Source organism: Streptomyces sp. NPDC026301, assembly GCF_055567935.1.
Window position 1 is genome coordinate 97,270 of record NZ_JBVHPN010000014.1, and the last position, 22,500, is coordinate 119,769.

The following is a 22,500-nucleotide window of genomic DNA, read 5'->3' on the forward strand; positions in this document are numbered from 1 at the left end:
ACACCAGAGGACCATGTCGACTCAGCCCTTCTCCCTCGTCTGCCTGCCCTTCGCCGGAAGCGGAGCGGCGTTCTACCGCGCCTGGTCACCAGCGCCCCTGGCGGGCAGGGCCCGCCTCCTTCCCGTCCAACTGCCCGGCCGAGAGGAGCTGTTCGGCGAGGACCTGTTCGAAGACGTGCGTGCGGCCGCGGCGGCCCTCGTTCCCGAAGTGCTGGCGGAGTCGGATCCCGCGTCCCCCGTCGTGCTCTTCGGACACAGCCTCGGCGCGGTGATCGCGTACGAGATGGCCCGCACGATCGAGCGGACGCACCCCGGCCGCCTGCGCCGGCTGTACGTGAGCGGATCCCCCGGGCCTGAGGGGGGACGGAGCGAGCGCGCCACGGGACTGGGCGACGAGGAATTCCTGGCGCGCGTCCACGAGTTCGCCGGATACCGCCACGAGGCGTTCGACGTGCCGGAGCTCCGCGAGCTCCTGCTGCCCGTCCTGCGCGCCGACGTCGCCATGCACGAGGACTACCGGCCCGCCGACCACGAGCCGCTGTCCGCCCCCATCACCGCACTCCGCGGCGCCGACGACCGCCTCGTCACCCGTGAACAGGCGCGGGAGTGGGCGGCCGCGACGAGGGGTGACTTCGGGTACGAGGAACTCCCCGGCGGCCACATGTACCTGGCCGAGAACCCCGATCCGCTGCTTCGGCTCCTGTCCGGCGCACTGCACCGAACGGAAGACACACGATGAGACTCAAGGGCAGGACCGCCCTGATCACCGGCGCGGCCCGCGGGCTGGGGCGCGACTGCGCTGTCCGGTTCGCCGAGGAGGGAGCCGACCTGGTGCTCCTCGACATCGGAACGGACCTCGACGGCGTTCCGTACCCGCTCGGCTCGCGGGCCCAGCTGGAGTACACCGGCGAAGAGTGCGAACGGGCCGGTGCGGCCGTCGTCGTCCTCACCGCCGACGTGCGGAAACAGCAGGACTGCGGCGCAGCCGTCGACACCGCCCTGGACCGGTTCGGACGGCTGGACGTCCTCGTCAACAACGCGGGCATCGCCGCGCCTTCCGGGAAGCTCGTCGAGGACATCACCGAGCAGGAGTGGTCGCTCATGCTCGACGTCGATCTCTCCGGCGCCTGGCGGATGATGAAGGCGGCGCTGCCCACGATGGCCGCACAGCGGTCGGGAAGCATCGTCAACGTCTCCTCCACCGCGGGCACGGTCGGATACCGGCGCTTCGCCGGATACGTCGCCGCCAAGCACGGCCTGATCGGGCTGACCAAGGCCGCGGCACTGGACTACGCGCCGGTGCGGGTACGCGTGAACGCGCTCTGCCCGGGGTCGGTCCACGACGAACCGGTACGCGAGGGCCGCATGCTCTCCGAGATCGCCCGGTCCCTGGACGTCTCCGTCGCCGAACACGAAGAGATCTTCGTCCGCGATCAGCCCATGAACGCGCTGATCGACCCCTCCGACATCTCCAACGCCGCCCTCTGGCTCGCCGGAGACGAATCCCGCCAGGTGACCGGCACCGTCCTGACGGTCGATGGGGGCTTCACCGCCCGCTGACGGCGTCCACCGCTCCCACCCCGGATCGCACAGGCAGAAGGCCGCTCATGACGACACACGCGACAACAGACCTCACCACACTCTCGCCGGGTGCGGCATGCCACAGCCTTGTCATCCGCCTCGATGACGGCTACGACTGCGTGCGCGCGCGTGAACGGATCGCCGCGGCCGCCGTACACCGGCCGCCACTGGCAGAGCTGAAGCTCTGGGAGACCGAGGTGCACGCGCGCTCCACGGATGCCGACGCGCGGCGCAGCCGGAGCACCGAAGCCGCCCGCCCGGTGCGCGCGGGGGCCTTCCCGTTGCGAGCGGTCCTGCTGCGTTACGCCGACGACGTGTACGACCTGGTCCTCGTGGCCGACCGCTCCCGCGTGCCGCTCCCGGCTCTGCGTCAGGTCGCGGCCCTGCTCAGCGACGAGGCTTCCGCCCCGGACGCGATACCGCCCTTCCCCGCGGCCCCGGAGACCGGCCCCCGGCCCGCCACCCGGCCCTCCTGGGGGCTCGCTGACCCACGTACCCCCTCCCGGGCGGGCCGGCTGCCGCTGGAGCTCGCCCCCGGCGGTGACATCGGCGTACGCACCCTCATCGCGGCCACGGCGTTCACCCTGGCCCGGTACAGCGGGGAGGAGACCGTCCGGCTGGGCGTCCTCGACCCGGCCACGAACGGGCGGCCGGGCCTCCTGACGCTCACCGCACACGGGGACCAGGATGTGGCAGGGCTGCTCGGACAGGCCGGCGAACGGCCCGAGGAGCAGACGGAGCCGGAGCCGCTGCCCGCGGTGGGTATTGTCCGCACGGACGATGCCGGCGACGGTCAGTACGAGCCCTGCCTGGCCCCGCTGTTCCCGCTCACCCTCCAGGTCGCGGAGCAGGCCGACGGAACGCTGTCCGCCACGTGCCTCTTCGACGAGAGCGCCGTCGCGGCCGGCATCGCCCAGGACTTCTGCCACCAACTCGCAAGCAGCGCCGCCCAGTTCGTCGACGGGCCGAGTGGGCGACGGCTCGCCGACATCGATCCGCTGACCGGTGACCGGGCGCGGGAGATCCTGGCCATGGGCGGCCTGGGCACCACCCTCCGCTCCACGGGCGGACTGATCCATCAGCGCTTCGCGGAGATCGCCCGGCACCGGCCCGACGCGGTCTGCCTGACAGCCGGAGACACCCGGCTGACGTACCGGGAACTCGACGCGCGCGCGGAGGAGGAAGCCGCCGGGCTACGAGCCCTGGGTGTCGTCCCCGGAGACCTGGTGGGGGTCTGTCTCGAACGCGACGCGGACCTCGTCGTCACCCTGCTGGCCGTGCTCAAGGCGGGCGCCGCCTACGTACCGATGGACACCCGGCACCCGGTCGACCGGTTGCGGTACACGACCGAGGACGCGGCACTGTCCGTCGTCGTCACGGCGATGGACGGCTTCCCCGAGGGAACAGGGACGGTCGTGGTGAGCCCCGCCGAGCTGGCGGCCCGCGCGAGCTCGGCCCCGCCGGCCGCGCCGGCCGCGCCACGGGCCTCGGACGAGGCAGGGACGGCCGCCGCCTACGTGATCTACACCTCCGGTTCGACGGGCCGCCCCAAGGGCGTGGTCGTGCCGCATCACAACGTCCTGGCCCTGGTCGACAGCACAACGACGGACTTCGGGCTCGGCCCGGACGACTCCTGGACCCTCTTCCACTCCAGCGCCTTCGACTTCTCGGTCTGGGAGATGTGGGGCTGTCTGCTCACCGGCGGCCGCCTGGTGGTGGTGCCGCACTGGGTGACGCGGGACGCCGACGAGTTCTGTGAACTGCTGAGCAGCGAGGGGGTCACCGTGCTGAACCAGACGCCCTCGGCGTTCTCCCAGCTGATCAACGCCGACCGCCGGGCGGCACGCGAGACGGCGCTCCGGCTGATCGTCTTCGGTGGTGAACCGCTCGACGCCGGAATGCTCGGCCCGTGGTTCGCCCGCCATTCGCCCGCGCACTGCCGCGTGGTGAACATGTTCGGGATCACCGAGACCACCGTGCACGTGAGCGCCCGTACCGTGCTGCCGCAGGACGTCGTCGCCGGCTCCCGGTCGGTGGGCCGGGCACTGCCGGGCTGGCACCTCTCCGTCCGCGACGCACACGGCCGGCTGCTCCCGCCCGGGGCGCCCGGAGAGCTCTACGTGGGCGGGGCGGGGGTGGCCGACCGCTACCTCGGCAAGCCCGGCCTCACCTCCGAGCGCTTCGTACGCGACCCGTTGAGCGGAGAGCGCGTCTACCGCAGCGGAGACAGGGGACGGTTGCGTCCCGACGGCGGCTTCGACCACCTGGGCCGGCTGGACAACCAGGTCAAGGTGCGCGGTTACCGGATCGAACTGGACGAGATCCGGACGGTGCTGCTCGGCGCGAGCGGGGTCATCGCAGCCGCCGTTGTCGTCCGTCAGGACGACCCGGCGGACCCGGCAGACAGACGGATCGACGCCTACGTGGCCGCGATGGGCCCGCTCGACCTCGACGAGGTCCGTGCCCACGTCCGTGCCGTGCTGCCGGACTACATGGTCCCGTCCACGGTCACGCTCCTCGCCGAGATCCCCCTCACCCTCAACGGCAAGCTGGACGAGACCCGGCTGCCCGACCCCCGCGCGGCGGCGCCGCTCTCGCCCGTCACCCCTGAAGCGGAGGCCGAAGCGGCCCCGGCCGACCCCGCCGAAGACATCCTCCGCATCTGGAGCGCGCTGTTGAGGACGGAGGTGGGGCCGGACGACAACTTCTTCACACTCGGCGGCAATTCCCTCCTGGTGATCCAGGCCATCGCCGCACTGCGCACCCACCACCTGCCCAAGGTGACGCCCAGACAGTTCTACGCCCACTCGACCGCCCACCAGTTCATCTCGCTGGTGCGCAAGCTCGCGGCCGAGGAGACGAACGCGGCAGCGGAGACGGACGCGGTCGGCGGCTGACGCGGCCGGTGGCTGATGTGGTCGCGCGTCAGGGCAGGCGGAAGCGCAGTCGGCAGATGGCCGCGTCGGTGTCGCGGCGGACCGCGTGGGCGACCACGGCGCCGCGCTGGTTCTGCAGCATCCTCTGCCACAGGCGGGCCGGCTCCACCTCCGGAATCAGCACCGTGACCCGCGTGCCGGGCTCGGCGGCCGTGATCTCGCGTACGTACGCGGCGATCGGGCCGCCCAGTGCCCGGTGGGGGTGAAGGAGGCGTACCAACGGGACGCCCGGGCCCCACCGGGCCCAGTCCCGCGCCAGGGCGTCGGCTTCGGCGCGGTCCTCCGGGGCCGCGTGGCAGACGGTCACCGCGCGGACCTCGTCGCCGAGGGACACCGCGGCGGTCAGCGCCTCGCTGGTCAGCTTCGACAGGCTCGCCACGGGCACGATCACCAACGAACGGACCCGGCGCGGACATTCGGGGACCCGGCCGAGTCCGAGCCGCTCGCCGATCGCCGCGTACGTACGGTGCACCGCCTCGAACGCCGCGACCAGCAACGGCACGGCGAGCGCGACGAGCCACGCGCCGTCGGCGAACTTCGTGGCGGTGACCACCAACGCGGAGACACCCGTGAGGACCGCACCGGAACCGTTCAGCACCGCCTTGGCCCGCCACCACGGGCCGCGCACCCGGCGCCAGTGGCGGACCATGCCGGCCTGGGCGAGGGTGAAGCCGATGAAGACGCCGATCGCGAAGAGCGGGACGAGGGCGTTGGTATCGCCTCCGGAGAGGGCGAGCAGCGCCGCCGAGACCGCGGCCAGTGCCAGTACGCCGTGCCGGTGGACCTGACGGTCGGCCTTGAGCGCGAAGACGTGCGGCAGGCAGTGGTCACGGGCCAGCAGTTTCAGCAGCACCGGCAGTCCGCCGAAGGACGTGTTCGCGGACAGTGCGAGCAGCACCATGGTCGCGAACTGCACGAGGTAGAAAGCCCAGTTGTGCCCGAGCGCGGCATCGGCGAGCTGGGCCAGGACCGTGACGCCTGCGACCGGCCGCAGCCCGAACCGCGAGATCAGCACCGCGAGTCCGATCAGCAGCACGCCGAGGAGCGCGCCGAGGGCGACCTCCGCGTGCTGGGCGCGCCGGGCCCGCGGGGCACGGAAGGACGGCACGGCGTTGGCGATCGCCTCGACGCCGGTGAGGGCGGAGCAGCCGGAGGCGAACGCCTTGAGCAGCAACAGGGCGCCGACGGTGGTCGCGTGGTCCGCGAGTACCGAGGCGTGTCCGGCGGCGGTCGCGGTGCTCACCGGCGCGGAGCGGAACAGCCCCACCGTGATCAGCGCGAGGATCGAGAGGACGAAGACCGCGGTGGGAAGGACGAAGAGCCGCGCCGAGTCGGCGATGCCGCGCAGGTTGACCGCGGTGACCAGGGCGAGGACGGCCAGGCACAGCCAGCGCCGGTCCGCGTACAGGGCGGGGAAGGCGGAGGTCAGGGCGGCGATGCCGGCGGTGACCGCCACCGCGACGTTCAGTACGTAGTCCAGGACCAGGGAGGCGGCGGCGACCAGGCCGGTGCGGCGGCCCAGGTACGTCCTGGCCACGGCGTACGAGCCGCCGCCGGCCGGGAACGCGGCGATCACCTGCCGGTAGGAGGCGACCAGTACCGCCAGCAGCGCGGCGATCGTCAGCGTCACCGGCAGCGTGAAGCCGAGCCCGTAGCCGCCCGCGGCGGCCAGGACGAGGACGATCGCCTCGGGCCCGTACGCCACCGACGCCATCGCGTCCAGCGACAGCGCGGCCAGCCCGGTCACGGCCGTCAGCCGGTGCCGGTCACCCGGGTCGGCCGGGTCGGGCGGGTCGGCCGGGTCGGGCGGGTCGGCCGGGTCGGCCGGGTCCGCGGGTTCTTCGCGCGCGGGGGCGGTGCCGCACCCGGACCGCGCGAGGGCGGTGCCGGGCCCGGGTTCGGGCTCCGTGGTCAGGACGGACATGCGGTTGACTCCTTACATGCGCAGGTCCGCCCAGGTTCCCGCCGCTCCCGACCGGCCGGACGCCGTCCTTACGCGGTCTTCGCGCCGACGGTGCCGGTCTTCACGAGATGCTGACGGATGGCTATCGCATGCAGTGCCGTGGCCACCTCCGAGCGCTTCGGCAGCGTTGCGGTCACCTGGGAACGCTTCCGGGCTCCGCCGCGCCGGACGGCGAGGGGCGGTGCCGCGGCGAGTGCGCTCGGCGCCGCGGTGGAGGCCGCGAGCGCGGGGTTCAGCAGGAGACGCGTGATGCCCAGCGGGGCGGTCAGGGCCCGCAGAGCCGGTTCCGAGAGCTTGATCCACGCCTGGCCGGGGCCGAGCGTAGTGACCAGCTGGTGCAGGGTGGTGAAGCCGACGGCGGTACGTTCGCCGAGCGGCGTACGGAACAGGCGGGCCGCGTATCCGGCAGGCCCGGGCCGGACGGGTACGTACAGTGCTCCCGCCCGGCCCTGGCCACGCGCTTCCGGCTCTTCGGCCGGTGAGACGTCCGACATGGCATTTCCTCCTTGAGGAGCTGGGGTCCTCCGGGGCGCGCCAGAAACCATGTGCCCGCTGGAGCGGAAAAACGTACGAATCCTGACGCGTTGCTGACGAAATTCCGGAATCCGGTGACGGAGCGTCGACGAACCCTGGCGTTGCGGTGCGATGCGTTGCGTTGTGTTGCGGTGCGGGCGCGACTCGTTGCATGGCGTGCACCGGCAAGGCGGAAGCCCGGAGACCGAAGGTGGCGGTGTGTGAACCAAAGGGGACGGCTTCCCGAGGGTTTCTGCCCGGTACCGCACCAAGAGCGAGCCGCTCACAGGGATCCCGCGCCATGTTCCCTGGCGGCGGGCAGACTGGTACGGCGGTCGAACGGTGGCCGGAAGCGGGAGGGGCCGTGACGGACGTGTCCGGACCCGGGCGGTTGACGGGGAACCTGCCGGCGGAGTCGACGAGCCTGGTGGGGCGGGAGGGCGAACTCGCCGTCCTCGACGCCATGGTGGCCGAATCGCGGCTGGTGACGCTGGTCGGCGTGGGCGGCGTCGGCAAATCGCGGCTGGCGCTGCGGGCGGCGGCCCGGTCGGTGCGGGGCTTCGACCACGGAGCGTGGCTGGTGCCGCTGGCCCCGCTGCGCGCCCCGGAGCTGCTCGGCATCACCTTGCTGGAGGGCCTGGGGCTGGCCGATGCGTCCACCCGGCCGTCCGCCGACGTGGTCGCCGAGTGGCTCGCGGACAAACGGCTGCTGCTGGTCCTCGACTCCTGCGAGCACCTGGTCGAAGCCTGCGCCGACCTGGTACGCACTCTGCTGGCAGCCGCCGCGGAACTGCACGTGGTCGTGACCAGCCGGCAGCCACTGGGCGTGACGGGAGAGCGGCAACTGGAGGTCAGCCCGCTCTCCGTCGAAGACGCGGAGCACCGGGACGGCGACGCCGTGACGCTCTTCGCCGAACGGACGGCCACCGTGCTGCCGGGCTTCACGGTGAGCACCGCCAACCGGGACGCGGTACGCGCCGTGTGCCGACGGCTCGACGGCATTCCGCTGGCCATCGAACTGGCGGCGGTGCAGGCGGCGGAGCTGTCGGTCGAGCAGCTCCGCGACCGGCTGCGCGCCCGCTTCGAGGTGCTGACCGCACGGACCGCCGGCGGCGGCGACGGCGTACTGCCGCGCCACTTGACCCTCCGTACGACGATCGGCTGGAGCCACGAGCTGTGCTCGCCGCCCGAACGGCTGCTGTGGACACGGCTGTCGGTCTTCCCCGGCGGCTTCGACCGCGCGGCCGCGACGGCAGTGTGCTCCGGCGGCCCGCTCACCGCCGCCACGGTCCCCGGCGTACTGGCCGGCCTGGCGGCCAAGTCCCTGGTGCGCCGCCTGCCCACGGACGCCCCGGCGCGCCCGCGCTACGACCTGCTCGACACGGTGCGGGAATACGGCGCGGAGTGGCTGCACCGGCTCGGCGAGGAGGACGAGTGGCGGCGCCGGCACTGGGAGTACTACCGGGGGCTGGCCCGGCAGGCGGCCGCCGGGTGGGTCGGCCCCGAGCAGGTGCGCTGGTGCATGCGCATGGTCACCGAACACGCCAATCTCCGGGCCGCGTTGGAGTACGGCCTGTCCGACCTCGACGGCCGCAGTGCGCTGGACCTGGCGGGCACGCTGTGGTTCTTCTGGCACGCCTGCGGATTCGCCCGCGAGGGGCGTCACTACCTGGACCGGGCGCTCGACCGCTGGCCGGTGCCGGGCCGGGTCCGCAGCAGCGGGGTGTTCGCGCGCGGTGTCGTCGCCATTGCGCAGGGGGACGCCGAAGTCTGTGCCGCGACGGGCCGGGAGCTCGAGGTGGCGGCCGAGAGGGACGGCAGCCCTGGCATCCGGAACGCCGCGGCCTATCTCGAAGGCACCGCCCTGGTGCTGCGGGGGCGGCTGCGAGAGGGCATCGCGGTGTACGGCACGACGTTGCGCCGGCGGGACGACAGCGGCCCGTACGCGGGAGTGGGGCTCCTGATCCGGGTCAGCCGGGCGTTCGTCCTCGTCCACGCCGGTGAGTCGGCAGAGGCCATGGCGGAGGTCGACGCGGTGTGCGCGACGTGCGAGAGCCGCGGCGAGCGTCACTCCCTGGGGTGGGCCTACTACGCGAAAGCCTGGAACGCGCTCGCTCTCGGCAGGCCGCGCGAGGCGGCCGACTGCGCCCGTACGGCGCTGGCGGTGAAGTCGCAGCTCAACGACAGTTTGGGTTGGGCCATGTGCACCGACGTACTGGCTTCGGCGCTCGCGGCGGACGTCGGCCGGGAGGCACAGGCGGCCCGGCTGATCGGCATCGCCGAACGGCTCTGGCACACCCTCGGCAGGCAGCAGATCGGCCTTGCCGAACTGATCGCGGCCCGCGAGTCGTGCGAACGCCGGATCCGGGAGCGGATCGGCGACGCGGCCTACGAAGCGGCGTTCCGCGACGGCCTGGAAACCGAAACGGAGGAGGGCCTCGCGTACGCCCTCAACACCCGCCTCCGCTGAGCGGCCTCGGGCGGGTAAAAGCCCGGTGGCGCCACACGGGACGGCCACCGGGCTCTGCCTGCCGGGTCTCTCAACGCCGCGTCAAGTCCCTCAGAGCGACGTTGAGTTGGAGGACATTGACCCGAGGTTCGCCCATGAAGCCGGCGACGCGGCCCTCGGTGCGGTCCTCTACCAGCTTGGCCACCCGGGCGACGGGGAGGTGGTTGCGCTCCGCGACGCGGTGGACCTGGAGCCGGGCGTACCGCGGGGAGATGTCCGGGTCCAGACCGGAGCCGGAGGAGGTGACCGCGTCGGCGGGGACCTGGGAGGGGCGTACGCGGTAGCCGGGCACGCTGTTGTCCTTGATGACGGCGGCCTTGGCGTCCTTCACCCAGGTGAGCAGCTCCGGGTTGTCGGCGGAACGGTTGGTCGCGCCGGAGACCAGCAGCCTGTACTGGGTGTTGACGCTGTTGGTGCCTAGGCCGTTGGAGGGGCGGGGCTGGAACCACTTCAGGTCCGGCGCGGGAGCCTGCTGCCCCTTCTTCAGCGGCAAGTCGTAGCGCTGCCCGATGAGTTCGGAGCCGACCACCTTCCCGGCGGCCTTGATCTCCGAGCCGTTGGCCTGATGGGGGAAGAGGCCCTGGGCGACGCCGGTGACCGCGAGCGGGTAGAGCACGCCGCACACGACGGTCAGCAGCAGGAGGGCGCGCAGCCCCGCGCCGACGAGCCGGGCGGTGTTGGTGACCGAGTTGTTCATGACAGTGATCAGCACGCTTTCTGATTCAACGCAGCCCGGGGACGAGGGAGAGAAGCAGGTCAATGATCTTGATGCCGAGGAAGGGGGCGACCAGCCCGCCGAGGCCGTAGAGCCCCAGGTTGCGGCGGAGCATCCTGTCCGCGCTGGTCGGCCGGTACCGCACGCCCTTCAGGGCCAGCGGCACCAGCGCGATGATGATCAGCGCGTTGAAGACGACCGCGGAGAGGATCGCGGAGTCGGGGGAGGACAGCCGCATGATGTTGAGCTTGTCCAGGCCGGGGTAGACCGCGGCGAACAGCGCCGGAATGATCGCGAAGTACTTGGCGACATCGTTGGCGATCGAGAAGGTTGTCAACGCCCCTCGTGTGATGAGGAGTTGCTTACCGATCTCCACAATCTCGATGAGCTTGGTGGGGTTGGAATCGAGGTCGACCATGTTGCCGGCCTCCTTGGCGGCGGAGGTGCCGGTGTTCATGGCCACCCCCACGTCCGCCTGGGCCAGCGCCGGAGCGTCGTTCGTACCGTCGCCGGTCATCGCGACCAGCTTGCCGCCCGCCTGCTCCCGCTTGATCAGCGCCATCTTGTCCTCGGGCGTGGCCTCGGCGAGGAAGTCGTCCACGCCCGCCTCGTCCGCGATGGCCTTCGCGGTCAGCGGATTGTCGCCGGTGATCATGACGGTCTTGATGCCCATCCGGCGCAGCTCGGTGAACCGCTCCCGCATCCCCTCCTTCACCACGTCCTTGAGGTGGATGACGCCCAGGACCCGCGCGCCGTCGGCGTCCTCGACAGCGACCAGCAGCGGCGTGCCACCCGCCTCCGAGATGGCGTTCGCGATCTCGTCGGCGTCCTCGGCGACCGTGCCGCCCTGCTCCCCGACCCAGGTGAGGACCGAACCGGCCGCGCCCTTACGGATGCGGCGCCCGTCGACATCGACGCCCGACATCCGGGTCTGCGCGGTGAACGCGATCCACTCCGCGTGCGCCAGCTCCCCCTGAGTACGCTCGCGCAAGCCGTACTTCTCCTTGGCCAGCACGACGACGGAGCGGCCTTCGGGCGTCTCGTCGGCCAGCGAGGAGAGCTGCGCGGCGTTCGCGACCTCGGCGGCGGTGGTGCCCTTGACCGGTACGAACTCGGCGGCCTGCCGGTTGCCGAGGGTGATCGTGCCGGTCTTGTCCAGCAGCAGGGTGGAGACGTCGCCCGCGGCCTCGACGGCCCGCCCGGACATCGCCAGGACGTTGCGCTGGACGAGGCGGTCCATGCCGGCGATGCCGATCGCGGAGAGCAGCGCGCCGATCGTGGTCGGGATGAGGCAGACCAGCAGGGCCACCAGCACCACCATGGTCAGGTGCTTGCCCGCGTACGAAGCGAACGACGGCAGGGTGGTCACGGCGAGCAGGAAGACGATCGTGAGCGACGCGAGCAGGATGTTCAGCGCGATCTCGTTGGGCGTCTTCTGCCGGGCCGCGCCCTCGACCAGGTTGATCATGCGGTCGATGAACGTCTCGCCGGGCTTCGCCGTGATCCTGATGACGATGCGGTCGGACAGCACCTTCGTACCGCCGGTGACCGCGGACCGGTCGCCGCCGGACTCCCGGATGACCGGCGCCGATTCGCCCGTGATCGCGGACTCGTCGACCGACGCCACTCCCTCGACGACGTCACCGTCACCGGGGATGATGTCGCCCGCCTCGCACACCACCCGGTCACCGACGCGCAGTTCGGTACCGGGGACGCGCTCTTCGGCGTCCTCGGTGAGGCGCCGGGCCACGGTGTCGGTCTTGGCCTTGCGCAGCGTGTCCGCCTGCGCCTTGCCGCGCCCCTCGGCCACGGCCTCCGCCAGATTCGCGAAGAGGACCGTCAGCCAGAGCCAGCCACTGATCGTCCAGCCGAACCAGTCACCGGGGTCCGTGAAGGAGAACACCGTGGTCAGCACCGAGCCGACCAGGACCACGAACATCACGGGCGACTTCACCATGACGCGCGGATCGAGCTTGCGCACCGCGTCCGGCAACGACTTCACCAACTGCCCGGGCGCGAACATCCCCGAACCGACGCGCCGTTGGCCCTCATGCCCGGTCGGCGGCGGGTCCAGGTGCGGCGCCGGGGTGGGCGTGACGGTGCGCATCGAGTGGTCGTGTTCCGTCTGTTTCGTCGTGTCGGTGGTCATTCCGATTTCTCCATAGCTACTCCACCCATCAGGGTGGCTCGTCGTTCGTCCCCAAACCCCCGCAAAAAGACGGTGGTTGACGTGTTAGCGTGCGGGCTGTGGCGACTCACGTGAAGCGGTCGTTCAAGTGCCGCTTCTATCCGACGGATGCGCAGGCAATGGAGCTGTCGCGCACGTTCGGGTGCGTGCGGAAGGTCTACAACATGGCGCTCGCCGCCCGTACTGAGGCGTGGGCACGTCAGGAGCGGGTCAGCTACAACGCCACCTCGGCGATGCTGACCGCGTGGAAGAAGACCGAAGAACTCGCCTACCTCAATGATGTCTCCTCCGTCCCGCTCCAGCAGGCCCTGCGGCACTTGCAGACCGCCTTCACGAACTTCTTCGGCAAGCAGGCCCAATACCCGCGCTTCAAGAGCCGGAAGAAGTCCCGGAAGTCCGCCGAGTACACCACCAGCGCCTTTCGCTTCCGTAACGGCAATCTGACCTTGGCGAAGATGGCCGAGCCGCTGGACATCGTGTGGTCCAGGCCGTTGCCGGATGACGCGAAGCCCTCGACGGTGACGGTGTCCCAGGATGCGGCGGGGCGCTGGTTCGTGTCCTTGCTGTGCGAAGATCCCACCGTCGCGCAGCTCCCCACCGTCGAGGCAGCGGTCGGCATTGACGCGGGTCTGGATCACCTGGTGACGCTCTCCACCGGGGAGAAGATCACCAATCCGAGGAATGAGCGTCGAGACCGAGCCCGGCTCGCCCGTGCCCAGCGAGAGATGTCCCGCAAGGCCAGGGGTGACGGGGCGAATCGGGCCAAGGCCCGGCGGAAGGTCGCCAAGATCCACGCCCGCATCACCGACCGTCGCCGAGACGGTCTGCACAAGCTCACCACTCGTCTCCTGCGTGAAAACCAAACGCTCGTGATCGAGGACCTGACCGTGCGCAACATGGTCAAGAACCGCGGCCTCGCCCGCGCCATCAGCGATGCCGCATGGCGAGAGCTGCGGACGATGCTGGAGTACAAGTGCGCCTGGCACGGGCGGAACCTCGTGGTGGTGGACCGCTGGTTCCCCTCCACCAAGCTGTGCTCCGCCTGCGGCGCCTTGGCAGAAAAGATGCCGCTGAACGTCCGCGCCTGGACGTGTACTGACTGTGGCACGGCCCATGACCGGGACGTGAACGCGGCGAGGAACCTTCTGGCCGCCGGGCTGGCGGTGACAGTCTGTGGAGCTGATGTAAGACCTCAACGGAAAACTCCGGGCGGGCAGTCGGCGATGAAGCAGAAACCCTCACGGCGCGAGCTGTGAGAATCTCCTCGTTCGCGAGGAAGAGAAGTCAAGACGCCAGTCCTTCGGCGAGGGGGCCCAGCGCGAGGGCGGGGAAGTAGGTCAGGCCGGTGATGATCAGGATCGAGCCGGTCAGCAGGCCGGTGAAGAGGGGTTTCTCCGTGCGGAGGGTGCCCGCGGTGGCCGGTGTCGGTGTCTGTTCGGCGAGCGAGCCGGCCAGTGCGAGGACGAAGACCATCGGCAGGAAGCGGCCGAGGAGCATCGCCAGGCCGATGGTGGTGTTGAACCACTGGGTGTCGGCGTTGAGCCCGGCGAAGGCCGAACCGTTGTTGTTGGCGCCGGAGGTGTAGGCGTACAGGATCTCCGAGAAGCCGTGCGCGCCGGTGTTGGTCATGGAGTGGGGCGGGGTGGGCAGGGCCATCGCGGCGGCGGTGAAGCACAGCACCAGCGCCGGGGTGATGAGGATGTAGCAGGCGGCCAGCTTGATCTGACGGGTGCCGATCTTCTTGCCCAGGTACTCCGGCGTGCGGCCGACCATCAGCCCGGCGAGGAACACCGCGATGATCGCCATGATCAGCATCCCGTACAGGCCGGAGCCCACGCCGCCGGGCGCGATCTCGCCCAGCTGCATGCCCAGCATCGTGATGCCGCCGCCGAAGCCGGTCAGCGAGGAGTGGAAGGCGTCCACGGCACCGGTCGAGGTCAGCGTGGTGGAGACCGCGAAGAGGGCGGAGCCGCCGATGCCGAACCGGGTCTCCTTGCCCTCCATCGCGCCGCCCGCGGCCTGGAGCGCCGGGCCGCCGTGGTGGAACTCCGTCCACATCATCAGCGCCACGAAGCCCAGCCAGATGACGCCCATGGTCGCCAGCAGCGCGTAGCCCTGCTTGAGGGAGCCGACCATGCGGCCGAAGGTGCGGGTCAGGGCGAAGGGGATGAGCAGGATCAGGAAGATCTCGAAGAGGTTGGTGAAGCCGTCGGGGTTCTCGAAGGGGTGGGCGCTGTTGGCGTTGGCGAGGCCGCCGCCGTTGGTGCCCAGCTCCTTGATGACCTCCTGGGAGGCGTAGGCGCCGCCCTGCCACTGCTGGTGGCCGCCCAGGAACTGGCCGACCTCGTGAATGCCGGCGAAGTTCTGGATCGCGCCGCAGGCGACCAGGACGAGCGCGCCGAGCACCGAGATCGGCAGCAGGATGCGGACGGTGCCGCGCACCAGGTCGGCCCAGAAGTTGCCCAGTTCGCCGGTGCGGGACCGGGCGAAGCCGCGTACGAGGGCCACGGCGACGGCCATGCCGACCGCCGCCGAGACGAAGTTCTGCACCGCCAGGCCGCCGGTCTGCACGACGTGGCCCATGGCCTGTTCGCCCGCGTACGACTGCCAGTTGGTGTTGGAGACGAAGGAGGCGGCGGTGTTGAACGCCTGGTCCGGGTCGATCGAGGCGAAGCCGAGCGAGCCGGGCAGGGAGCCCTGGAGCCGCTGCAGCAGGTAGAGGAAGAGGACGCCGGCCGCGGAGAAGGCCAGCACGCCGCGCAGGTACGCGGGCCAGCGCATCTCCGTGTCCGGGCGGGCGCCGATGCCCTGGTAGATCCACTTCTCCACCCGCAGGTGGCGCGGGGAGGAGTAGACCCGGGCCATGTAGTCACCGAGCGGGCGGTACGCGAGCGCCAGCGCGGCTATGAGTACCAGCAGTTGGAGCACGCCGGCAAGTACGGGGCTCATGTCTGTGCTCAGAACCTCTCGGGATCGATGAGGGCGAGGACGAGATAGCCCAGCAGGGCGACGGCCACGACGAGGCCGACGATGTTTTCGGTGGTCACAGCTTTGCGACCCCCTTGGCGACGAGGGCCACCAGCGCGAAGACCGCGAGCGTGGTGACGACGAAGGCCACGTCGGCCATGGAGAGCTCCTGATTGAGGTAGGTCGGGAAATGAACGGATGGTGAGAGCAAAGCGCCGTTTTGAGCCATCCCCGTGCCCGTTGACGGCTCCCTTACGAGCGGCGGCCCGCCCTTGACGCAACCCATACGCGCCCCGCTCCGAGCCGCGGAAAACCGGTGCGGAGGGTGGCGGGGCTATCGGCCGACGTCGCGCCTGCTGAGGTCGGCCAGGGTTTCGCGGCGTACCAGCAGCCGGGCCTCGCCGCCTGCCACGGCGACCACCGGCGGACGGCCGACGAGGTTGTACGCGGAGGCCATGGACAGGTGATAGGCGCCCGCAGCCGGTACGGCGAGCAGGTCGCCGGGCCGGATGTCGCCGGGCAGCGGGACCCCGGCGGCGAGCACATCGCCCGCCTCGCAGTGCCGGCCGACCACGGTCACCGGGGCGGGCTCGGCGGGGGAGTGCCGGCCCACCAGGCGCGGCGCGTAGCGCACCCCGTAGAGCGCGGGCCGCGGGTTGTCGCTCATCCCGCCGTCCACGGCGACGAAGGTGCGCGCTTCGGTGCGCTTGACCGCGAGCACCCGGTACAGCGCGACGCCCGCGGGGCCCGCGACGGCCCGGCCCGGTTCGATGACGAGCCGGGGCACGGTGAGCCCGGCCGCCGCGCAGCTCTCGATCAGCTCGTTGCGTACCTTTCCGGCGAGCGCGGGGACGTCCAGCGCGGGCTCGCCCGGCCGGTAGGCGATGCCGTGCCCGCCACCGAGGTCCAGCTCGCGCGGCACCATGCCGTGGGTGTCGCGGATGCGGGCCATCAGCCCCACCATCCGGCGCACCGCCGCGAGATAGGGCTTGGCGCTGGTGATCTGTGATCCCAAGTGGCAGTGCAGACCGGCCAGTTCGAGAGACGGCTGGGCCAGCACCCGGGCGACGGCGTGCTGCGCGCTGCCGTCCGCGACCGACAGGCCGAACTTCTGCCCCTCGGTACCGGTACGGATCTTCTCGTGCGCCCCGGCGGCGATGCCGGGCACCACTCGGATCATGACTTTGAGGCGGTCCCGGCCGCCACCGGCGGCGGCCGCCAGCCGGGCGATTTCCGAGGGGCTGTCGATGACGATGCGGCCCACACCGAGGCGCAGCGCGGCCTCTAGGTCGTGCGGGCTCTTGGCGTTGCCGTGCAGCACGATGCGCTCGGGCGGGACGCCGGCGGCCACCGCGAGTTCCAGCTCGCCCGCCGAGCAGACGTCCAGGCCGAGTCCTTCCTCGGCCACCCAGCGCGCCATGGCCCGGCACAGGAACGCCTTGGCCGCGTACAGGATGTCGGCGTCCGGGAACGCCTGCGCATACGTACGGCAGCGGGCCCGTACGTCGTGCTCGTCGAGCAGGTAGAGGGGCGTGCCGAAGCGTTCGGCGGCCGCTGCGAGCGGCACCCCGCCCACCGCCAGGTCGCCCGAGGGCAGCGGCACGGTGGTGGTGGGCCAGACGGACAGCTCGTACGGGCCGGCCGGCGCAGCCGAGGTGGGTGGCAGGTCGACGGTGGTCATGAGGCGCGTCCCCGGACGAGGAACGGGCCGGCGGGCGCGGTGGCGCGGGCCGGAGCGGCGGAACGAGCCGGAGTGGTGGTGCGGGCCGGATCGGTGGCGCGGGCCGGAGCGGTGGAACGGGGCCCGGCGGCGGCGCGGGGTCCGTCGGCGGTGCGGGGGTTCGGGGCCGTGAAGCGGGGGTCGACGGTGACGCGGGTGATGCCCAGCGGCGCGGTGAGGGCGCGCAGCGCCGGTTCGGCCAGCCGGATCCACGGCTGGCCGGGACCGAGCGCCGAGACCAGCCCGCGCTCGGTGGTGAAGCCGACGGCGGTACGGCCGCCGAGGGGCGTACGGCACAGGCGGGCCGTGTACCCCATGGGTCCCGGCCGGACCGGTACGTACAGCGGTCCGTCCGGGACGGGTTCGAGGGGCTCCGGGTCGTCGGTGAGCGCGGTGTCCGCCATGGTGTTCTCCCCTTGAGGCGCGGGCTTGAAGGCGATGGCCCCGGCACGGTGAGGGCGTGCCGGGGCCATCGCCGACGCTATGCCCGGGGAAACGGGCGGACCGGCGGTCCATGACGCGACGCTGACGGGGGAGGGGCCGCTCCTGACGGGATGCTGACGCATCGCGAGTCCTGCCGGCGGGTTGCCTCCGCTTCCGGGGCCCGGTGGGGCGGCGGCGCCATACAGTGACGCACCGTCAGCGGACCGTCAACGCTCGGCCTGTACCGCATCAGCAGCGCATCAGTACGGCGTCAAAGCGAGAGGCATTCGCCGGCCGGCTCTCTAGCGTCGGCACCATGGACATGGACCGCATCCACGAATGTCCGCAGCCGCCGGACGCCGTGGCCCACGACTGCCGGTGGGCCGCCGGGTTACGGGACGCCTGCCTGTGCGCCGCCACGCTGCTGGGGCTCCTGCTGCTGCTCGACGGCGGTACGGGGCGGCTCACCCCGCCGCGTGCCGTGCTGTGGGCCGGGCTCGCGGCGCTGCTGTTCGCCGTGCTGCTGCCGCCCCGCGTCAGCGCGGGGCCCGGCTGGCTGGCCGTGCACGGGCTGCTGGGGGAGCGGCGGGTCAGGACCGACCTGCTGGTGTCGGTGCGCCGGCTGGACGGCGTCGCGCAGCGGCTGGTGCTGCGCGACATGCGCGGCGGCCGGGTCGAGATCGACCCGGCCGTGCTCACCGGCGATCCCGCGCTCTGGCGGTTCGTCGCGGCGGGCGCCCGGACGTCGGCCGAGCGCGGGCTGCTGCTGTGCGGCACGGTGGCCATGCGGCAGCTGGCGCGGCACGTCGACAGCGAGACGGCGCGCCTGGTCTTCAAGGTGTCGGGGCTGCGGTAGGCCGCCGGTACGTCATCGTCCTGGGTACGTCGTCCTCGCTACGTCCTCGGTACGTCATCGTCCGTGGCCCGCCGTGCCGCGTCAGCGGTCCCGGCGCCGTTCCGTGTCCCGGTCCTCGTCCTCGCCCTCCGCCTGCGAGGGCGTCGTACGGGGCACGTCGCGGTCCCGGCCGCGCTCGGCGCCGCTCCGCTGCCCCCGCGTCTTCTCCGGCCCCTGGCGCTCGCCTTCCGCCTGCGAGGGCGTGGGCGTCTGGTCCTGCGGCTCTCTGTCCCGCATGTGCGGCCTCCCGGTCGATATCCCGGCCCCGGTCCTGCCCGGTTCCTGCCCGCGTTCCTGTCGGCGTTCCTGTCCGGATCGCGGTCGTCGAGTACCCGGACAGGAATCCGTACAAACCGAGCCAAACGCGCCGTACGCAGGGGGTCGCGTCAGGGGCTTGGGCGCAGGCTCATCAGCCCTCCGAGGGGCTTGGGCGCGGGCTCTCAGCCCTCCGCGAGCGCCTTGATGCCGGTCAGGGTCGCCTCCATGCCCGCGCGCAGCTCGGCGAGCCGGGCCTCGATCAGCTGCTCCTCCCGGTCGGGCAGGCGGGCGATGATGACGCTGAGCCCGGAGGCGCCGGGGCCGACGCGTACGGAGTGCCGCAGCAGGACGTGGTCGGAGGCCGTCTCCAGCTCGAAACGCCAGGTCGCCATCGCTTGCGCGGGGTCCGCCACCGGCGCGCCGAACCGGCCGCCGGCGTCCAGGACGGCCCAGCCGAACTCGCGCTCGGCGGCGACCGCCACGATCTGCGAGACGGTCTGCCACTCGCCGATCTTCGGGTGGCGGTTGTGTCCCGTGAAGCGTGCGCCGGGCGCGGGCGCGGTGGCGCCGTCGAGCCATTCCACGCGGTGCAGTTCGGGGCTCAGCCGGGCGGGCAGGCCGATGTCGCTGACCAGCTCCCAGACCCGCGGCGCGGCCGCCGCGATCCGTATCTCGCACTCGGCCGCCGGGCCGTCCGCATAACGCATCGTGTGTCCTCGTCTCCCTCGGTCGAGGAGAAGGTACTGGCCGCGGGGCCCGGCGGCAGCGGCGGGGTGGCCCCCATGGAGCCCGCCACCTACGTGCGCCACATACACGCTCGGCTCGGGCAGCACCGTGACCGTGCGGACGGGGGCCCCGCGGGAGGCCGCGAGCGTTGCGGGACGCCTCCGGGCGCGTGATGATGGCTGCCTGGGAGCGGCGGCGCCGGGCGCGGCGCGCCGGCCACAAGGGAGCGAGCCATGGCCGAACCGGGTGACCTGCGGCAGACGTACGCATTCAGCTGCACCGGATGCGGACACGCCTGGAAGCAGACCTACGACATCGTGATCGTCACCGACCTCGCGGGCGAGCGCTCCCAGGAGTACCGCATCGAAGGGCGCAGGGTGCGTTCCCCGCTGACCTCGCCGGTCTGCCCGCACTGCGAGAGCCGGCGGGTGCACGCGGTGCCGGTCGGGCTGGCCGAGCGGGCCCTCCAGGCGGAGACCGCGCCGCAGTCCAGCCCCGAGCGCCATGAGCACACGCCGCACATGCCGCACGGCCCCCATTTCCACCTGCGGCGCCACTCCGGCCGGACGCGCACGGAGGGCGACCCCGCGCAAAGCCGTATCCAGAGCCGTACGCAGGACCGCGCGGACCTGAAGGACGAGCCGCCCGCTCCGTAAGGCAGTCGCTAGGGGCTGACCGCCAGCACCAGATATGCCGCCAGCAGGGCCAGGTGGACGCCGCCCTGGAGGGGCGTGGCGCGCCCCGGGATGACCGTCAGGGTGCCGACGACCACGGTGAGGGCGAGCAGCACCATGTGTGTCGCGCCGAGTCCGAGGACGAGCGGGCCCTTCAGCCAGATGGACGCCGCGGCGACCGCGGGAATGGTCAGGCCGATGCTCGCCATGGCCGAGCCGAGCCCGAGGTTCAGACTGGTCTGCACGCGGTCGCGGGTGGCGGCCCGTACCGCCGCGATGGTCTCCGGCAGGAGTACCAGCAGCGCGATCACCACGCCGACCACCGAGGACGGCAGCCCCGCCGAGGCCACCCCGGCCTCGATCGTCGGGGACACCGCCTTGGCCAGCCCGACCACGCCGACCAGCGCGAGGGCCAGCAGGCCCAGGCTGGTCAGGGCGGTGCGCCGGGTGGGCGGATCGGCGTGGTCGTCCTCGTCGATCACCGTGCCGGACGCGGTCACCGGGAGGAAGTAGTCCCGGTGCCGCACGGTCTGGGTGGTGACGAAGAGCCCGTAGAGCACCACGGCCGCGAGCGCGGCGAAGATCAGCTGTGCCGGTGCGAACTCCGGGCCCGGTTTGCTCGTGGTGAACGTCGGCAGGACGAGGCTGAGCCCGGCCAGCGTGGCCACGGTCCCGAACGCCGCGCCCGTGCCCTCCGGGTTGAACACCGCGACCCGCCGCCGCAGGGCGCCCACCAGCAGGCAGAGTCCGACGATGCCGTTGCAGGTGATCATCACGGCGGCGAAGACGGTGTCGCGGGCGAGCGAGGCGGACTTGTCCCCGCCGTCGGTCATCAGGGTGAGGATGAGCGCGACCTCGATGATGGTCACCGCGACGGCGAGCACGAGCGACCCGAACGGCTCGCCCACCCGGTGGGCCACCACCTCGGCGTGGTGCACCGCCGCGAGCACCGCGCCGGCCAGGAAGCACGCCACGAGGGCCACGACCGGACCGGGCAGCGAACGGCCCCAGGCGAGCGCGAGCAGGACGACGGCGAGTACGGGGAGGGCGGCGGTCCAGTGGCCGGCGACCGCCCGGACGGTACGCAGCATGGCTCGACCTTCTCAGATCACCCGGCGGGCTGCGCGCGGAAGTGGGGCGCGTCCGCCCCTTCCGTATTACTGGAACACGTTCTACCGTGCGGGCGACCCCACGGGCCGTCAGTCCACGGCAGGGACGGGCCGTCAGACCGGGACAGGAGGGGCCGTGCACCTCGAATACACGCCCGAACAGCAGCGGCTGCGCGCCGAACTGCGGACCTACTTCGCCCAACTGGTGCCGGACAACGCGTACGCGCGGTACGCGGCGCCCGCCGAACGGAAACGCTTCTACCGCGAGACGGTCCGCCGCCTGGGCGCCGAGGGCTGGCTCGGCGTCGGCTGGCCGAAGGAGTACGGAGGCCGCGGCCTCACGCCGATGGAGCAGTTCGTCTTCTTCGACGAGGCGGCCCAGGCGGGCGTGCCGCTGCCCCTGATGGCGCTGAACACCGTCGGCCCGACGATCATGAAGTACGGCACCGACGAGCAGAAGGCGTACTTCCTGCCGAGGATCCTCTCCGGCGAGATCGACTTCGCGATCGGGTACAGCGAACCCGACGCGGGCACCGACCTGGCGGCCCTGAAGACCCGCGCGGTGCGGGACGGGGACTCCTACGTCGTCAACGGGCAGAAGATCTGGACCACGAACGGGGACACCGCCGACTGGGTGTGGCTGGCCGTCCGCACCGACCCCGAAGCGCCGCCCCACAAGGGCATCAGCATGCTCCTCGTCCCCACCAGTGACCCCGGCTACTCCTGCACCCTCATCAACACCCTCGCCGGCCACGACACCACCGCGAGCTACTACGAGGACGTCCGCGTCCCCGTGAGCCGCCGGGTCGGCGCGGAGAACGAGGGCTGGCGCATCATCACCAACCAGCTCAACCACGAGCGCGTCACCCTCGCCGCGCACGGCACGATGGCCATCCGCGCGCTGCACGACGTCCAGCGCTGGGCCATGGACACCAAGCTCGCCGACGGCCGGCGCGTCATCGACCTGGGCTGGGTCCGCACCCGGCTGGCCCGCACCCACACCAGGCTGGACGCCCTGAAGCTGCTGAACTGGCGAATGGTCGACGCGCTCCAGCGCGCCGCCCTCACCCCGCAGGACGCCTCCGCCGTCAAGGTGTACGGCTCCGAGGCGCGCCGCGACGCCTACGCCTGGCTGCTGGAGGTGGTCGGCGCGGCCGGGCCGCTGAAGGAGGGCTCGGCGGGCGCGGTGCTCCATGGGGAACTGGAGCGCGGTTACCGCTCCGCCGTCATCTTCACCTTCGGCGGCGGGAACAATGAGATCCAGCGGGAGATCATCTCCTGGATCGGCCTGGGGATGCCCCGCGTGCGACGGTGACACGGTGT

The 22,500-nt window shown here is 71.9% G+C and carries 20 protein-coding genes; 8 read left to right on the forward strand and 12 right to left on the reverse strand.

Annotated features, from left to right (window positions below):
• Positions 1 to 13 precede the first annotated feature (13 nt).
• The 3 genes from ACZ4MH_RS24455 to ACZ4MH_RS24465 are packed head-to-tail and all read left to right on the forward strand — an operon-like array spanning position 14 to position 4,478.
• Positions 14 to 739, forward strand: a complete 726-nt coding sequence (locus ACZ4MH_RS24455) for a thioesterase II family protein (RefSeq protein WP_351590699.1) — start codon at positions 14 to 16, stop codon at positions 737 to 739.
• Positions 736 to 1,560: a mycofactocin-coupled SDR family oxidoreductase gene (locus tag ACZ4MH_RS24460; protein ID WP_351590702.1), complete on the forward strand. Its 825-nt coding sequence runs from the start codon at positions 736 to 738 to the stop codon at positions 1,558 to 1,560. The genes ACZ4MH_RS24455 and ACZ4MH_RS24460 overlap by 4 nt, the downstream gene beginning before the upstream one ends.
• A 47-nt stretch (positions 1,561 to 1,607) precedes the next feature.
• Positions 1,608 to 4,478: an amino acid adenylation domain-containing protein gene (locus ACZ4MH_RS24465; protein ID WP_351590705.1), complete on the forward strand. Its 2,871-nt coding sequence runs from the start codon at positions 1,608 to 1,610 to the stop codon at positions 4,476 to 4,478.
• A 28-nt stretch (positions 4,479 to 4,506) separates the two neighbouring features.
• On the opposite strand, the gene ACZ4MH_RS24470 is transcribed toward ACZ4MH_RS24465, so the two are convergent.
• Entirely contained in the window at positions 4,507 to 6,441 is a 1,935-nt protein-coding gene (locus tag ACZ4MH_RS24470; protein ID WP_351590708.1) for an APC family permease, read from the reverse strand.
• A 68-nt stretch (positions 6,442 to 6,509) separates the two neighbouring features.
• The gene (locus ACZ4MH_RS24475; protein WP_351590711.1) at positions 6,510 to 6,974 is read right to left on the reverse strand and encodes an SAV_915 family protein; all 465 of its coding nucleotides are present in this window, start codon (positions 6,972 to 6,974) and stop codon (positions 6,510 to 6,512) included.
• Between the two features lie 383 nt (positions 6,975 to 7,357).
• On the opposite strand from ACZ4MH_RS24475, the gene ACZ4MH_RS24480 reads away from it, so the two are divergent.
• Complete coding sequence (locus tag ACZ4MH_RS24480) at positions 7,358 to 9,463, forward strand: ATP-binding protein (RefSeq protein ID WP_351590714.1); 2,106 nt, start codon at positions 7,358 to 7,360, stop codon at positions 9,461 to 9,463.
• Positions 9,464 to 9,533: 70 nt separating this feature from the next.
• Here the strand turns inward: ACZ4MH_RS24480 and ACZ4MH_RS24485 are convergent, their stop codons facing one another.
• Positions 9,534 to 10,199 (reverse strand): potassium-transporting ATPase subunit C, encoded by a 666-nt coding sequence (locus ACZ4MH_RS24485; protein WP_351590799.1) that lies wholly within the window; start codon positions 10,197 to 10,199, stop codon positions 9,534 to 9,536.
• A gap of 25 nt (positions 10,200 to 10,224) precedes the next feature.
• Entirely contained in the window at positions 10,225 to 12,366 is a 2,142-nt protein-coding gene (kdpB, locus tag ACZ4MH_RS24490; RefSeq protein ID WP_351590717.1) for a potassium-transporting ATPase subunit KdpB, read from the reverse strand.
• Between the two features lie 98 nt (positions 12,367 to 12,464).
• Between kdpB and ACZ4MH_RS24495 the strand changes: the two genes are divergently transcribed.
• Positions 12,465 to 13,661 carry an RNA-guided endonuclease InsQ/TnpB family protein gene (locus ACZ4MH_RS24495; protein WP_351590720.1) on the forward strand — a complete coding sequence of 399 codons (1,197 nt, stop codon included), beginning with the start codon at positions 12,465 to 12,467 and terminating at the stop codon, positions 13,659 to 13,661.
• 28 nt (positions 13,662 to 13,689) lie between these two features.
• Here the strand turns inward: ACZ4MH_RS24495 and kdpA are convergent, their stop codons facing one another.
• The 5 genes from kdpA to ACZ4MH_RS24520 form a co-directional block, all read right to left on the reverse strand.
• Complete coding sequence (kdpA, locus tag ACZ4MH_RS24500; RefSeq protein ID WP_351590723.1) at positions 13,690 to 15,354, reverse strand: potassium-transporting ATPase subunit KdpA; 1,665 nt, start codon at positions 15,352 to 15,354, stop codon at positions 13,690 to 13,692.
• Positions 15,355 to 15,362: 8 nt separating this feature from the next.
• On the reverse strand, positions 15,363 to 15,452 hold the full coding sequence (gene kdpF, locus ACZ4MH_RS24505) for a K(+)-transporting ATPase subunit F (protein WP_351590726.1): 90 nt from the start codon (positions 15,450 to 15,452) through the stop codon (positions 15,363 to 15,365).
• A complete protein-coding gene (locus ACZ4MH_RS24510; protein ID WP_351590728.1) occupies positions 15,449 to 15,583 on the reverse strand; it encodes a hypothetical protein in 135 nt (44 codons plus the stop codon). The genes kdpF and ACZ4MH_RS24510 overlap by 4 nt, the downstream gene beginning before the upstream one ends.
• Before the next feature lie 123 nt (positions 15,584 to 15,706).
• Positions 15,707 to 17,053, reverse strand: coding sequence for a diaminopimelate decarboxylase (gene lysA / locus ACZ4MH_RS24515; protein WP_351590730.1), 1,347 nt, complete (start codon positions 17,051 to 17,053; stop codon positions 15,707 to 15,709).
• Positions 17,050 to 17,496 (reverse strand): SAV_915 family protein, encoded by a 447-nt coding sequence (locus ACZ4MH_RS24520; protein ID WP_351590733.1) that lies wholly within the window; start codon positions 17,494 to 17,496, stop codon positions 17,050 to 17,052. Before ACZ4MH_RS24520 ends, lysA begins: the two co-directional genes overlap by 4 nt.
• Positions 17,497 to 17,831: 335 nt before the next feature.
• Between ACZ4MH_RS24520 and ACZ4MH_RS24525 the strand changes: the two genes are divergently transcribed.
• Positions 17,832 to 18,371: a hypothetical protein gene (locus ACZ4MH_RS24525; protein ID WP_351590736.1), complete on the forward strand. Its 540-nt coding sequence runs from the start codon at positions 17,832 to 17,834 to the stop codon at positions 18,369 to 18,371.
• A gap of 81 nt (positions 18,372 to 18,452) precedes the next feature.
• Here the strand turns inward: ACZ4MH_RS24525 and ACZ4MH_RS24530 are convergent, their stop codons facing one another.
• Positions 18,453 to 18,647 carry a hypothetical protein gene (locus ACZ4MH_RS24530; protein ID WP_351590739.1) on the reverse strand — a complete coding sequence of 65 codons (195 nt, stop codon included), beginning with the start codon at positions 18,645 to 18,647 and terminating at the stop codon, positions 18,453 to 18,455.
• Positions 18,648 to 18,850: 203 nt separating this feature from the next.
• The gene (locus ACZ4MH_RS24535; protein ID WP_351590742.1) at positions 18,851 to 19,375 is read right to left on the reverse strand and encodes an SRPBCC family protein; all 525 of its coding nucleotides are present in this window, start codon (positions 19,373 to 19,375) and stop codon (positions 18,851 to 18,853) included.
• A 252-nt stretch (positions 19,376 to 19,627) separates the two neighbouring features.
• Between ACZ4MH_RS24535 and ACZ4MH_RS24540 the strand changes: the two genes are divergently transcribed.
• Positions 19,628 to 20,050: a hypothetical protein gene (locus tag ACZ4MH_RS24540; protein WP_351590745.1), complete on the forward strand. Its 423-nt coding sequence runs from the start codon at positions 19,628 to 19,630 to the stop codon at positions 20,048 to 20,050.
• Between the two features lie 8 nt (positions 20,051 to 20,058).
• On the opposite strand, the gene ACZ4MH_RS24545 is transcribed toward ACZ4MH_RS24540, so the two are convergent.
• A complete protein-coding gene (locus ACZ4MH_RS24545) occupies positions 20,059 to 21,159 on the reverse strand; it encodes a calcium:cation antiporter (RefSeq protein ID WP_351590747.1) in 1,101 nt (366 codons plus the stop codon).
• Positions 21,160 to 21,313: 154 nt separating this feature from the next.
• On the opposite strand from ACZ4MH_RS24545, the gene ACZ4MH_RS24550 reads away from it, so the two are divergent.
• Complete coding sequence (locus ACZ4MH_RS24550) at positions 21,314 to 22,492, forward strand: acyl-CoA dehydrogenase family protein (protein WP_351590750.1); 1,179 nt, start codon at positions 21,314 to 21,316, stop codon at positions 22,490 to 22,492.
• The last annotated feature ends 8 nt before the right edge of the window (positions 22,493 to 22,500 follow it).

Excerpts from the sequence above, each read along its gene's own strand:
- ACZ4MH_RS24470 (WP_351590708.1), bottom strand. The coding sequence starts at position 6,441 with ATGTCCGTCCTGACCACGGAGCCCGAACCCGGGCCCGGCACCGCCCTC.
- ACZ4MH_RS24520 (WP_351590733.1), bottom strand. The coding sequence starts at position 17,496 with ATGGCGGACACCGCGCTCACCGACGACCCGGAGCCCCTCGAACCCGTC.
- ACZ4MH_RS24530 (WP_351590739.1), bottom strand. The coding sequence starts at position 18,647 with ATGCGGGACAGAGAGCCGCAGGACCAGACGCCCACGCCCTCGCAGGCG.
- ACZ4MH_RS24460 (WP_351590702.1), top strand. The coding sequence starts at position 736 with ATGAGACTCAAGGGCAGGACCGCCCTGATCACCGGCGCGGCCCGCGGG.
- ACZ4MH_RS24475 (WP_351590711.1), bottom strand. The coding sequence starts at position 6,974 with ATGTCGGACGTCTCACCGGCCGAAGAGCCGGAAGCGCGTGGCCAGGGC.
- lysA (WP_351590730.1), bottom strand. The coding sequence starts at position 17,053 with ATGACCACCGTCGACCTGCCACCCACCTCGGCTGCGCCGGCCGGCCCG.
- ACZ4MH_RS24455 (WP_351590699.1), top strand. The coding sequence starts at position 14 with ATGTCGACTCAGCCCTTCTCCCTCGTCTGCCTGCCCTTCGCCGGAAGC.
- ACZ4MH_RS24525 (WP_351590736.1), top strand. The coding sequence starts at position 17,832 with ATGGACATGGACCGCATCCACGAATGTCCGCAGCCGCCGGACGCCGTG.
- ACZ4MH_RS24540 (WP_351590745.1), top strand. The coding sequence starts at position 19,628 with ATGGCCGAACCGGGTGACCTGCGGCAGACGTACGCATTCAGCTGCACC.
- kdpA (WP_351590723.1), bottom strand. The coding sequence starts at position 15,354 with ATGAGCCCCGTACTTGCCGGCGTGCTCCAACTGCTGGTACTCATAGCC.
- kdpB (WP_351590717.1), bottom strand. The coding sequence starts at position 12,366 with ATGACCACCGACACGACGAAACAGACGGAACACGACCACTCGATGCGC.
- ACZ4MH_RS24535 (WP_351590742.1), bottom strand. The coding sequence starts at position 19,375 with ATGCGTTATGCGGACGGCCCGGCGGCCGAGTGCGAGATACGGATCGCG.
- ACZ4MH_RS24545 (WP_351590747.1), bottom strand. The coding sequence starts at position 21,159 with ATGCTGCGTACCGTCCGGGCGGTCGCCGGCCACTGGACCGCCGCCCTC.
- ACZ4MH_RS24485 (WP_351590799.1), bottom strand. The coding sequence starts at position 10,199 with ATGAACAACTCGGTCACCAACACCGCCCGGCTCGTCGGCGCGGGGCTG.
- ACZ4MH_RS24465 (WP_351590705.1), top strand. The coding sequence starts at position 1,608 with ATGACGACACACGCGACAACAGACCTCACCACACTCTCGCCGGGTGCG.